Origin of the sequence: Campylobacter sp. S4:11, from assembly GCF_024723695.1 — a bacterium.
Lineage (GTDB): Bacteria > Campylobacterota > Campylobacteria > Campylobacterales > Campylobacteraceae > Campylobacter_D > Campylobacter_D jejuni_C.
On the sequence record NZ_JANQDC010000017.1, the window covers coordinates 19,694 to 32,005 of the forward strand.

General features: G+C 30.0%; 12 protein-coding genes. 5 read left to right on the top strand and 7 right to left on the bottom strand.

All coding sequences use genetic code 11. The features are described from left to right. Nucleotides 1-8 precede the first annotated feature (8 nt). From CAMP5053_RS06525 to CAMP5053_RS06555, 7 genes are all read right to left on the bottom strand, one after another. Nucleotides 9-608: a SoxW family protein gene (locus tag CAMP5053_RS06525; RefSeq protein ID WP_214126309.1), complete on the bottom strand. Its 600-nt coding sequence runs from the start codon at nucleotides 606-608 to the stop codon at nucleotides 9-11. Nucleotides 609-664: 56 nt separating this feature from the next. Beyond that, complete coding sequence (locus CAMP5053_RS06530) at nucleotides 665-2,731, bottom strand: rhodanese-like domain-containing protein (protein ID WP_214100484.1); 2,067 nt, start codon at nucleotides 2,729-2,731, stop codon at nucleotides 665-667. 46 nt (nucleotides 2,732-2,777) lie between these two features. Then, nucleotides 2,778-4,715 (bottom strand): multiheme c-type cytochrome, encoded by a 1,938-nt coding sequence (locus tag CAMP5053_RS06535; protein ID WP_337217517.1) that lies wholly within the window; start codon nucleotides 4,713-4,715, stop codon nucleotides 2,778-2,780. 180 nt (nucleotides 4,716-4,895) lie between these two features. Then, the gene (locus CAMP5053_RS06540) at nucleotides 4,896-5,531 is read right to left on the bottom strand and encodes a S24 family peptidase (RefSeq protein WP_337217518.1); all 636 of its coding nucleotides are present in this window, start codon (nucleotides 5,529-5,531) and stop codon (nucleotides 4,896-4,898) included. A gap of 106 nt (nucleotides 5,532-5,637) precedes the next feature. Then, entirely contained in the window at nucleotides 5,638-6,132 is a 495-nt protein-coding gene (ftnA, locus tag CAMP5053_RS06545; protein WP_337217519.1) for a non-heme ferritin, read from the bottom strand. Between the two features lie 78 nt (nucleotides 6,133-6,210). Beyond that, nucleotides 6,211-7,437: a sensor histidine kinase gene (locus tag CAMP5053_RS06550; RefSeq protein ID WP_337217520.1), complete on the bottom strand. Its 1,227-nt coding sequence runs from the start codon at nucleotides 7,435-7,437 to the stop codon at nucleotides 6,211-6,213. A 56-nt stretch (nucleotides 7,438-7,493) separates the two neighbouring features. Next, nucleotides 7,494-8,153 carry a response regulator transcription factor gene (locus CAMP5053_RS06555; protein WP_087700729.1) on the bottom strand — a complete coding sequence of 220 codons (660 nt, stop codon included), beginning with the start codon at nucleotides 8,151-8,153 and terminating at the stop codon, nucleotides 7,494-7,496. 85 nt (nucleotides 8,154-8,238) lie between these two features. On the opposite strand from CAMP5053_RS06555, the gene CAMP5053_RS06560 reads away from it, so the two are divergent. From CAMP5053_RS06560 to CAMP5053_RS06580, 5 genes are all read left to right on the top strand, one after another. Beyond that, nucleotides 8,239-9,222: a substrate-binding domain-containing protein gene (locus tag CAMP5053_RS06560; protein ID WP_337217521.1), complete on the top strand. Its 984-nt coding sequence runs from the start codon at nucleotides 8,239-8,241 to the stop codon at nucleotides 9,220-9,222. Nucleotides 9,223-9,238: 16 nt separating this feature from the next. Next, a complete protein-coding gene (gene pstC / locus CAMP5053_RS06565; RefSeq protein ID WP_214126314.1) occupies nucleotides 9,239-10,153 on the top strand; it encodes a phosphate ABC transporter permease subunit PstC in 915 nt (304 codons plus the stop codon). Further along, on the top strand, nucleotides 10,150-11,238 hold the full coding sequence (gene pstA / locus CAMP5053_RS06570; protein WP_337217522.1) for a phosphate ABC transporter permease PstA: 1,089 nt from the start codon (nucleotides 10,150-10,152) through the stop codon (nucleotides 11,236-11,238). The genes pstC and pstA overlap by 4 nt, the downstream gene beginning before the upstream one ends. Further along, complete coding sequence (pstB, locus tag CAMP5053_RS06575; protein WP_337217523.1) at nucleotides 11,235-11,975, top strand: phosphate ABC transporter ATP-binding protein PstB; 741 nt, start codon at nucleotides 11,235-11,237, stop codon at nucleotides 11,973-11,975. Before pstA ends, pstB begins: the two co-directional genes overlap by 4 nt. A gap of 59 nt (nucleotides 11,976-12,034) precedes the next feature. After that, nucleotides 12,035-12,312: DUF2920 family protein (locus CAMP5053_RS06580; protein WP_337217524.1), on the top strand; the 278-nt coding region annotated here is incomplete at its 3' end.

The window sequence follows — 12,312 nt, forward strand, 5'->3', positions numbered from 1 at the left end:
TTTAACCTTTAAATATTATTTTCTTTATAAAAATGTATAAGTTTTTGTGCTATGGTTGCTTCGTCTAAATTTTGATTTTCTTTTTGGTTTAAAAACTCCATTGTAGCGTTTAATCTTTTTGCGCTAATAAAACCAGGATAATTTAGCAAAGTTTGGCTGTTTTTGTTTAAAATTACAATAGTAGGGGTGGCTACTATATTATAGATACTAGAAAGTTCAGCTGTACTTAAATCACTTTTATGGTTTTTATAAAATGTATGAATTTTTTTATAGCTTATATTTATATAATAAGAGCTATATTTTTCTTTTATAAGTTCTTGTATTTTTTTATCATTCTTAATTTCTTCTTTTAATTTATCACAATATAAGCAGTGATTTGCACTGAAAATGATTAAAATGTTTTTATCATCACTTTTTATATTTGCATTATCTTTAAATAAATGAGCTATTTCTTCATAAGATTTTTTATCTAAATCATTTGCTTTTTGCAAATTTTCTTTAGAAAATTGTGTGCCACTTGAGATTAAATTAGAATCAAGTTTTTCTTCATTAGAACAAGCTATAAAAAAAATACTTAAAAAACTAAGTGTGAGTATTATTTTAAACATTTAAAATCCTTGAAAAAGTTAGGAAAAGTCCTTATTCGCTATTATAGCGAATAAGGTTATAAGATAGTGTTAAAGAAAGTATAAAGCATTAAAAATAAAAATACCAAACCAGTGATTAGCATTGCAAATCCTGCAAGTTTAGCTAGCCATTGATATGCTTTGAAGTTACTTTTATTTTCATATAAAGTGCTTAATTTTCCACTTTCTTTTAAGCGTTTATACCATACGCTTCTTTCTTGTTTAATCTCTTCTTCACTAATACTTCCTGAAAAAATCACCATATCCATAGGGAAGCGATCTGCTCTAAAATGTGTATTAAAGAAGTGAATTGCAAAAATAAATCCTGTAGCAAGTAAAGCTTCATCAGAGTGAAGTAGGGTTGCTAAGTTGATTGCTTCACCTGGTAAAAATTTACCAAAGAAAGCAGGAAACCATAAAATAAGACCTGAAATACCAATGATAAACATACCCCAAAATACTGCTAAATAATCAAATTTTTCCCAATAAGTCCAGCGGTCAAATTGCGGTCTTGGTCCAAAACCAAAAAACCATTTAAAATGATCTTTCATATCTTTAAAATCTTGCCAATTTGGCATTAAAGAATCAGGACCAAAAGTAGCTTTTAAAACTTTCATAAAGCTTATTTTACCAGTTATTGGATCTCTTGCTACATCACGGCGTTTCCAATTTACAATGATGATTTCTCCAATGTGAGAGAAAAATACTGCAAACATTACTATAGCTGAAATATGATGTATGGTTGCTGCGTTAATGATATCTCCACCCATTAAATCAATCATAGGTTTAGCCCACGCTGAATCATAGAATTTTTGTGGTAAGCCTGAGAATGCAAGACCCAAAAAGCTAGCTGCCATAAAGAAATGTTGAATTCTATGGAAAGTACTAAATCTTCTTACTCTTACTTTATCTTCATGCGCTGCTTTTCTTGCTTCTTTCCATTCTTTAGGATATTTTATACGCATAGCAATTAAACGCAAGCACCAAAGTATAGTATGGGCTCCAAAGAAAACAAATACAGAAATCACCAAAATAGTCATGAATATATAAGCACCATGTAACCCAGGATATTTTTCACCATCGCTATGATCAGCATGTGCCATCCAATTTACGAAATTTTCATTTGCATTTGGATGGCATGATTTACAAGTTTGAACACGGTTTATTGGCGAGAGGGTTGAGTTTCTTTCGCTTGATTTTAATATATTGTGTTTACCATGACAATCAGAACAAGTAGCAACACTTGGAGTTTCACCTGGTGTGCTTAATACCATACCTTTACCATGGAAAGTCATATGAAAAGTTGTGCTTTTTTGTTTATGGCATTGCGCGCACTTTTGATCGACTAATTGTTTTTGTGAATAAATTCCTGAATGTTTTGGAGTGATATGAACAGAGTGACAAGTTGCACAAGATGGTTTTTCTTTTTTCTTTTGTGCATCTTGAGCAGGTAAGAACTCTTGTACCCCATGAGCACTTTTTGCTAAAGCATTACTTGCTTTTTCATGACAAGTTGCACATTTTTGATTGATTAAGTTTTTACTTGCTGCAATATCAGCTCTAATGCCTTTACCTTTTTGAGCATGACAATCACGACAAGATGGGGTATTGCTAAATTTAAATCTTGAGTGGATAGTATCTTTAAACTCGATAACTTCCTTAGCTTTTTCCCATTTAACTGTGTCTATTTTTTCAACTTTTCTACCTGAGGTTACCCATGATTCAATGCCATCAAGCATTACAACAGAGTTCTTATAACCAAGTTCTATAGCAACTGCAGCAGCTTGAGAAGCTTCAAATCTAAAACGATTTAAACCATAAAATACTAAATTTGCATTTTTATCATTAGGTAATAAATTTTGCCAATTTTCCACATAGGTTGATATGGAATTAGGTATATAGCCATTAGTTTGTCTATCTTGCTCTGAATTGACATCAAAAAAATAAGTATTATTTTGATCTAGCATTTCTTGGGCTTGTGCTAAACTAATGCTTTTTACACCTTCTATTGATCCTATTTCTCCATTAGCTTCAGCAAAAATAAATCCTGATGGCGTAAAAAGAGTAAAAAGGACAATAAAAAGTCGAGTGATTAAATTTTTCAAGACTAGCTCCTTATTTTAAGGAAGAATTCTTCATTCTTCCTTTGTTTTATTTACCATTTAGGATATTTTGTGCTTCTTGGATATAAATTAAAGCTTCTTCTATGATTTTCTTAGAATAAGCAGGTCCATGAACACCCCAAGAACCATCTTTTTCTAGTCTATCAGCTATGGCTTGAGCTTGATTAGTTAGGCTTAGTACTTTTGATTTTTGCTCTACTGAAAGTTTTGTTTTTTCAGCAAAAGTTTTATCAATATTTGCTATACCTTTTCTAATTTTCTCATAACCTTCTTTAACAGGATTTTGCCACTCCATTACTTTATCATAAATCATTTCTTGATTGCTAAAGTGAAGTTTTTCAGGCAAGGTTGATTGCACAGGACTATGACAACCACTTGCACCAGGACCCATTAGATTAATATCACTAAAACTAGTTCTACCGCAACTCCACATTAAATCAAGGAAAAATCTACCTTCATCATCTCTGGCTATAGTCCAACCACCAACTTTAGGCGATCTTTCTTTGCCTTCTGGTGGATTAAGTGTTTTTGCTGTTTTATCTACTTTGATATTCCAAATATGCGAAGCTCTAACATTATCAAATCCACCTTTATCAGGGTTTTGAACCGCTCCAAAGTTTTCACAACTCATCATATTTGGCATGTGACAAGCTGTACAACTATCTTTTGCATGAATTCCGCCTTTTTTGAAAAAGCTTGCTTGGGTTTCATGGCAATCTTTACAAGTTTTTTTAAGTTTTGTTTTAGTATAACCACTTTTCCAATCATTAAAAGTTACTTCATGCGGATCATGACAAGTATTACATCTCATACCTTTATCATAGTGTGCTGAAGAATACATTTGAGCACCTTCTGTTCCACACGCAGGACAACTTGATTTAAAATATGCGTTGAAAGGTTTTCTAGGATTGATTTTAGCATCGGTTTCATTGTATGAAAATCTTTGATGACATCTTTCACAATTTGATGGCATACCCGCACCTCTTGCTCCATAAAGATGCGCTCCAGCCCCATGGCATTCCTCACAAGTAATACCTTTTGAGATGGTATGTTTTTGAAGTTCTTTTGGGTTACCTAGTGCTTTATAAAATTCTTCTTTGCTTTTAAAATCAAATTTAAAAGTATGACAGGTTTCACAATATGCAGTAGCAGGTTGGAAAACCGCTTTTTCTTTATAAGTTGCAGCATAAGAGTTTGTTCCCCATACCTGAGAGCCATTTCCTCCAAAATCTTCCATTTTAGTAGGAAAACCAGGTGCAAAAGTAGCTATTTTTTGTGCCATTTCAGGGGTTAAAAATTCACTCCAAAGTCTTGAGAATTGATTACCTCCAGCAGTTAATTTACCACTTAAATCACTCAAATTTCCATCTTCAACATGGTAAGTTCCACGCACAAGCCATCTATCTATAAAACCATATTTTGTTCTTGGTGTTCCAATAAGAGCATAAACATCATTTGGATAAATTCCATCAGGTAAAATAGTAGCTTGAGAATTATACATAGGTTTTTTCAAACCTTCAGCTCCACCAACTTCTTCCATTTCATGCGGAAAACGCACGGTTTTTGCATGGCGAGAGCGTTCCCAAGAAGCATATTGAGCAGGGTGACATTCGCCACATTTTTTTGGACCTACAAATTTATTTGGAAAATCCAAGAAAGATTCATAAGGCAAACGATAGGTAATAGAGGCTTGTTTTAAATCGTGCTCAGCAGCAAATTTAGCTCCATTTTGATTTAAAACCCAGTTTTCCGTTCTATCACTATGGGTAAATTTACCTACCAAACGCCCTTCTTTTTCGTATTTAAAAATAGGGTGGTGTTTGTAAAGATAGTCAAAAAATGCATCTTCTTGAGCTACATATCCATCAAGGGTTCTAGGCTCTGAAGAAGCAAAAGCTTGTGAACTCAAACTTATGCCTAAAGCTAGGCAGGCATAGGTGGCAACCTTAGCTAATTTGTGTTTCATAACTTCCCTTTCATGTAGTTTGTTAAAAGATAAAAAAACTCTTATTTATTATCTATTAACTATTAAAGTATAATTGTGACTATTTTTTAATAAAAAATAACTTAAATTTGTATTTAAATTAATATTTTATTAATATAAAGAATAAAAATTATTAACTACAAAAAAGAAGTATTTAGTATATTAAATTCTGCTAATAGTTCCCACTACCTTACCCACGATCAAAAAATCGCCATTTTGATAATGTACATCTGCATAGCTTAGATTAAAAGAATGCAGATAAACTCCACCTTTATTGCTTTTAAAAATTTGTTTGATAAACAAACCATCTCGAGTATTTACCGCAAAAACTCCACCTTCTTTAAAGCTTTTGCTTTTATCTACTAAGCATAAAGAATCATCTTTGATTTCAGGCTCCATGCTATCGCCTATACATGGGATGATATCACAATCTTTAGAGCCAAAAAAATCACTTAGTTTTTCATCTATAATCACTTCTGAAAAACTTACATTATCATTTAAAGCCCCACCTCCCATAGAAGCGTTAACATCGTAATATTTTAAAACATTATAGTTTAAATCAAGTGTTAAAGTATTACTCTCAAAAGAGTCTTCGTAAAAAAATGCATTGATGTTGATATTTCTTTCATTTAAAAAATGAAGTATTTGTTTATAAGGTATGGAATTTCTAAATTTCATACTATAAAAGGTGTCAGGATTAATATTTAACATCTTAGCTACGTCAGAATCTTTGGCGTTTTTTATACCTTCTTTTTGGAGTATAAATTTAAGTTTATCAGTAATTTCGTTCATTTGCATGAAAATCCTTTTAAATAAAAAGTATTTTAGCAAATTTACTTTTATTTTGCAAGAATTCTTTTAAATTAAAAGATATTTAGCTTCCATAAATTTGGAAGCTAAAAAATTATTTACTAATTAAGCTTTTAATGTATTGATCTACCATGTATAAGCCATTGCCATTATCGCTTATGAGTTTGATTTTATCTACTATACCTCTAAAAAGTGCTTCTTCTTCGTGTTGTTCGCTTACATACCATTGCAAGAAATTAAAAGTAGAATAATCTTTACTTGAAAGCATAAAATCCACAAGATTATTAATAGAAGCAGTAATGCTTTGCTCATGCTCGAAAGTTTTTTCAAATACATCAAGCAATGATTTAAAATCACTATCAGGTTTTTTAACTTCTTTTAATTCTACTTTAGAATCAGTTTCATTTAAATAAGTGATGAGTTTTCTTGCATGATCACTTTCTTCTCTTGCATGTTCAAACAAAAATGCTCCAGCACCATCAAAACTATGCTCATAACACCATGAACTCATACTCAAATACAAATTTGCTGCATACATTTCTTTATTGATTTGCTCATTTAATAAAGCCACTACTTCTTTTGAAAGCATTGTTTCTCCTTATGAATTATTTTTGTTATATTAGTTAGAACTACATTAAAAATACATTAATAAGTATATTCATAAAAATTATAAATTAATATCAAAAGAAAAAACACTACCTTTTTGTGGGCTAGATTGAATTTTTAAAGAACTTTTGTGTAAAGTGAGTATTTTTTTAACTAAAAACAATCCTAATCCAAAAGAGTTGTTGTGTGTTGAGTTTGCTTTGTAGAATTTTTTTGTTATAAATTTAAGATGCTTTTCTTCTATGCCTATACCTTGATCTATGATAGTAAAATTTTGATTTTTGATGATGATTAACACCTCTTTTTTGCTGTATTTTAAGGCATTGTCTATTAGATTAATGATAACTTGTTCTATGAGAAATTTATCCGCTTTAATAAAGCTTGTTTGGCCTTGAATTTTCAACCTATCATCTCTAAAACTTTCTAATAAATTTTTACTTAAAACATATAGGTCAAATTTTTCTAAATTTAAAGAATCAAAATTAAGATTAAAAACAAAATTGAGTTTGTGTGTTAGTTGGTTGATTTTTACGCTTTGTTTGTGAATTTTTTCAAGTAAAAATAATTTCATATTTTCATCATTAGTTTCTTTTAAAGATTGTAAGCTCAAATCTATAACGCTTATAGGGTTTTTAAGTTCATGCGATATAGCGCTGATTACATTACTAAGTTGAGTATTTTTGGTTTGAATTTTCTTAGCTTGCTTTTTGTTTTTTAATTCTTGTTTGATGAGTAATTTTTTAATTTTCAATAAGCGTAAATTTAAATTTTTTAATTCATAAACGAAATTATATTTTAAAATGAAATTAGTATTTGATTTGATACTTTTAACAAACAATAATAATTCTTGAAAATAATTTTTGAAAAAATTAAACACAACAAAATAAAACACAACAAGTACAAGTAAAAAGAAAGAAAAAATAATAATATTTTTAATCCAAAAATTTTGTACCAAAGAGTGTATTTTAGGGTATACAATGATGATATATTGATAGTTTTTGCAAGTATAAGCTTTAAAATAAATTTCTTTTTGCTTATAAAAATCATGGGTAAAATTAGACTCAAAATGATTTAAAAAATAAGAATAATCTTTTAATGATGAAAAAATAACTTCATCTTGTTTGATGATAAAATCTGCCCTGGTATTTTGAGCAAATTGCTTGATATTATTGAAATTTAGTGTATCTAATAACTGAAATTGTAAAACATCATTAAGTGTTTTTAGTTTTTGCTCGTAAGTGCTTTTTACCGTAGTGTTGATATAACTTTCATTGAAAAAATAAAACAATATAAAAAAAGCAATACAAAAAAATCCAAGTGTAAAAAGGAAAAATGTTTTTATTTTTAGCACAATTTATAACCCACCGAGCGCACTGAAATGATATTTTCCTTAATTTGTGGAATTTTTTGTTTTAATCTTAAAATAGCTGTATTGATTGTCTTATCGCTTGTTGTGTCATTTTTCCATACTTGCTCACTTAAAAATTGACGGCTTAGAAGTTGATTTTTGTGATTAAAAAAACACTTGAGTAATTCTACATCTAGGGTTGATAAATTTTCAAATGTATTTGTTTTATAGGTTAATTTTCTCTCTTCTATGTATAAAGTAAAATCTTGATAAGAAATTTGCTCTTTTAGAGTTTTATTTCTTTTGGTTACAGCTTTGATTCTAAATAAAAGCTCATTAAAATCAAAAGGTTTACATATATAATCATCACAGCCTTGCTCAAAACCTTCTAAAATATCTTTTTGTAAAGTCTTTGCACTAAGAAAAATCACAGGCTCCATATAACCTTTTTTTCTTAATTGTTTTATCATCTCTACACTATCGCCACTTGGTAAATTTCTATCCATGATGATTAAGTCTATTTCATTTGTATCTAGAAAATTTTCTAAGTCAAAAAAATCAAAATAGCTATAAATTTTTATATTTTCTTGACTAAGTCTTAGTGTGATTAATTCGTTTAAGTCTTTATCATCTTCTATCAAAATAACATTTAACATATAAAAATTATATCAAAAAATACATGTATCCAAAATGTTTCCAAGTTTTTTTAAATTTTCATTACTTTTTAACTAAGGAGAAAAAATGAAAAAACTTTTAGCTTTAAGTGTAGCTACTTTTGTTAGTCTAAACGCAGCAGAATTAAAAATAGCGGGTTCATCTACTGTCTATCCTTTTACTTCTTTTGTTGCTGAAGAGTATGCTGTTATAAAAAATACAAAAACACCTATAGTTGAAAGTCTTGGCACAGGCGGTGGTTTTAAAGTATTTTGTGAGGGAATTACTGATATTTCTAATGCCTCAAGAGCAATCAAGCCAAGTGAATTTGAAACTTGTAAAAAATCAGGCGTGAGTGATATAGTCGGGATTATGATAGGTTATGATGGTATAGTTTTAGCTCAAAATAAAATCAATGCCCCGTTAAATATAAGCTTACATGAGTTATTTTTAGCTTTGGCTAAAGAAATTCCACAAGATGGAAAATTAGTTCCAAATCCTTATACAAATTGGCAACAAATCAATAAAAATCTACCAAATAGAAAAATTACAATCTATGGTCCTCCATCAAGTTCAGGAACAAGAGATAGTATAGAAGAACTTGTAATGGTAGATATTTCTAAAAAAATTCCTGAATATAAAGGTACATATAAAACTATACGCCAAGATGGAGCATTTATACCAAGCGGCGAAAACGATAATTTAATTGTTTCAAAACTTTCTGTTGATAAAGAAGCTTTTGGACTTTTTGGATACGGATTTTTAGCTAGTAATGATGATAAGATTAATGCTGCTTACATTGATGGTGTAAAAGCTGATGAGAAAAATATATCTGAGGGAAAATATAAATTAGCACGTTCTTTGTTTATATATATGAATGCTAAGAAAAATCCGGAAGTATTTGAATTTGCAAAAATTTATATGAGTGATGATTTAGCTAAAAGCGGAGCAGAATTAGAAAAAATAGGATTAGTTCCTTTGGATGAAAAAACTTTAAAACAAACCCAAAAACATATAGAAGAAAAAGGTTTATTAACTGATGAGCTTGTTAAAGCAGGGAAAGTTTTTTGATTTTTAGGATGAAAAATTGATAAAAGAAAAAATAATAAAATTAACGCTTTTTCTTTGTGCTTTTGTTAGCGTAGTAGTAAGCTTTGCTATTATGCTAACTATTTTAATAGAGGCATTAAAATTTTTTCAAAAAGAAAGCGTATTTACTTTTTTATTCTCAAGTCAGTGGGCAGCAGATGCTGCATTTGTAGGTGCTGATGGAAGTAGCAAGTATGGGGTTTTTGGTGCCTTGAGTTTATTTTGGGGAACTTTTTATATTTCATTAATAGCAATGCTAACAGCCTTACCTTTAGGTGTAATGTGTGCTATTTATCTTGGAGTATTTGCAGGTAAAAAATCTAAAAACTATTTAAAACCTATTTTAGAAATCATAGCAGGAATTCCTACTGTAGTTTTTGGATTTTTCGCAGCCATAGTTGTAGCTCCTTTTATAGTGTGGTTTTTTTCTCTTTTTGGTATCAAAGCTAGTTTTCAAAGTGCCCTAGGTGCAGGTTTTATCATGGGTATTATGATAGTTCCTATAGTGGCTTCACTCTCACAAGATTGCATTGAAGCTGTAAGTTTAAAAAGGATAAACGGAGCTTATGCTTTAGGTATGACTAAAAAAGAAGTTGTTTTTGCAGTAATTTTACCAGAAGCAATGCCAGGTATAGTTGCAGCTTGTCTTTTAGGACTTTCAAGAGCTTTAGGTGAAACAATGATTGTTGTTATGGCTGCTTCATTGCGTCCAAATTTAACAATGAATTTTTTAGAAGATATGACAACAGTGACTGTAAAAATAGTAGAAGCATTAAGTGGCGATCAAGCTTTTGATAGTTCTTTAGCTTTAAGTGCATTTTCTTTAGGGCTTGTGCTTTTTATTATTACATTAATCATTAATATTTTTAGCGTTTATTTGATAAATCGCTTCCATAAAAGGAAAAATTTATGAAAAAACTTTTTAAACAAAGAAAAAAAGCTTCAAAAAATTTCAAAAGATTCTGTAAAATGGGGCTTTATATAAACCTTATTTTTCTTTGTATTTTTTTATCAAGTGTAGGATATCTTGGGATAGGAGCTTTTAAGCAAACTTACATTTATGCCCAGGCTGATAGAAATAGCCCTTCTTATGAACTTTTATCGCGTGCTGAACAAAGGAAAATAAGAACGGGTCAAATTAAAGAAAAATCTTGGCTTTTAGCAAATTCTGAAGTTGATCAATATATGAAAAAAAACTACAATAAATTAAGCGATGAACAAAAGACTTTAGTTGATAAATTAGTTCAAAAGCAAGAAATCAAACTAAGTTTTAATACAAATTTTTTCCTTAATGGAGATTCTAAATCACCTGAAAATTCAGGAATCTTTGCTTCCGTGGTTGGAACTTTACTTGTGATGATGGTATGTATGGCTGTGAGTATCCCGATAGGAGTTGGAGCGGCTATTTATTTAGAAGAATTTGCTCCGCAAAATGTATTTACGCATTTTATAGAAGTATGTATAAATAATTTAGCTAGTATTCCTAGTATTTTATTTGGACTTTTAGGTCTTGGGGTTTTTATTAATCTTTTTGGGATGCCGCGTTCTAGTGCTTTAGTCGGGGGACTTACTTTGGCTATTATGAGTTTGCCTATTATCATTGTTTCAACTAAAGCTGCCTTAAAAAGCGTGGATATTAATATGAAAAATGCAGCATATGCTTTAGGTATGACTAAAATTCAAATGATAAAAGGCATTATGCTACCTTTAGCAATGCCTATGATTTTAACAGGTTCTATTTTAACTTTAGCAGGGGCTATTGGTGAAACTGCGCCTTTAATGATTATAGGTATGATAGCTTTTATACCTGATGTAGCAAATAGTGTTTTTGCGCCAACAAGTGTTTTACCTGCTCAAATTTTTTCATGGTCGGCTATGCCAGAACGCGCATTTTTAGAAAGAACAGCAGCGGGGATTATAGTGCTTTTATCTCTTTTAGTGATTTTAAATTTAGCAGCAATACTTTTAAGAAGATATTTTCAAGGAAAATTAAAATGATAGCAAAAACAACAAATCTAAATTTATTTTATGGTAAAAAACAAGCTTTATTTGATATTAATATGGAAATTCAAAAAAATAAAATCACAGCTTTAATAGGTGCTTCAGGCTGTGGAAAATCCACATTTTTGCGTTGTTTTAATAGGATGAATGACAAAATAGCAAAAATCGATGGTCTTGTTGAGATTGATGGAAAAGATGTTAAAAATCAAGATTTAGTTGTGCTTAGAAAAAAAGTTGGAATGGTATTTCAACAGCCTAATGTTTTTGTAAAAAGCATTTATGATAATATTTCTTATGCTCCAAAACTCCATGGGATGATCAAAAACAAAGATGAAGAAGATGCTTTGGTGGAAGATTGTCTTAAAAAAGTAGGGCTTTTTGAAGAGGTAAAAGATAAACTAAAACAAAATGCTCTAGCGCTTTCAGGTGGTCAGCAACAACGCCTTTGTATAGCAAGAGCTTTAGCTATAAAGCCAAAATTATTACTTTTAGATGAACCAACTTCTGCACTTGATCCTATATCTTCAAGTATTATAGAAGAGCTTATTAAAGAATTAAGTCATAATCTTTCCATGATCATGGTAACACATAATATGCAACAAGCTAAGCGCGTGGCTGATTATACTGCGTTTTTTCATTTAGGAGAACTTGTAGAATTTGGAGAGAGTAAGGAATTTTTTGAAAATCCAAAAGAAGAAAAAACAAAAGCTTATTTAAACGGAGCTTTTGGGTAATTTTTATTTATTTAGAAATTTTGATGATATAATTAATCAAAATTTCTAAAAGGCTTAATATGCTCATAAATCAAACCTATTTTATAGACTCTTGTAATGATGTGGAATTAAATATAAAAAGAGAAAGTAAATTAGAATATAGAATCACTTATGATGATAGTAAAGAAATGAAAGCTATTGTTTTTATGATAGGTGGCGCAGGTTCTAATGCAGATATTTATTTCCTTGAGAGCTATAGACAATTTATAGCTAAAAAATTTGATGTAGTAGTAATTCATGTTTTTCATCATTGTTTTTGTATGCATCGTTCTTTGCAAGATAAATATAGCGCAAAAGC

Excerpts from the sequence above, each read along its gene's own strand:
- CAMP5053_RS06525 (WP_214126309.1), bottom strand. The coding sequence starts at position 608 with ATGTTTAAAATAATACTCACACTTAGTTTTTTAAGTATTTTTTTTATA.
- CAMP5053_RS06535 (WP_337217517.1), bottom strand. The coding sequence starts at position 4,715 with ATGAAACACAAATTAGCTAAGGTTGCCACCTATGCCTGCCTAGCTTTA.
- CAMP5053_RS06540 (WP_337217518.1), bottom strand. The coding sequence starts at position 5,531 with ATGCAAATGAACGAAATTACTGATAAACTTAAATTTATACTCCAAAAA.
- ftnA (WP_337217519.1), bottom strand. The coding sequence starts at position 6,132 with ATGCTTTCAAAAGAAGTAGTGGCTTTATTAAATGAGCAAATCAATAAA.
- CAMP5053_RS06555 (WP_087700729.1), bottom strand. The coding sequence starts at position 8,153 with ATGTTAAATGTTATTTTGATAGAAGATGATAAAGACTTAAACGAATTA.
- CAMP5053_RS06560 (WP_337217521.1), top strand. The coding sequence starts at position 8,239 with ATGAAAAAACTTTTAGCTTTAAGTGTAGCTACTTTTGTTAGTCTAAAC.
- pstA (WP_337217522.1), top strand. The coding sequence starts at position 10,150 with ATGAAAAAACTTTTTAAACAAAGAAAAAAAGCTTCAAAAAATTTCAAA.
- pstB (WP_337217523.1), top strand. The coding sequence starts at position 11,235 with ATGATAGCAAAAACAACAAATCTAAATTTATTTTATGGTAAAAAACAA.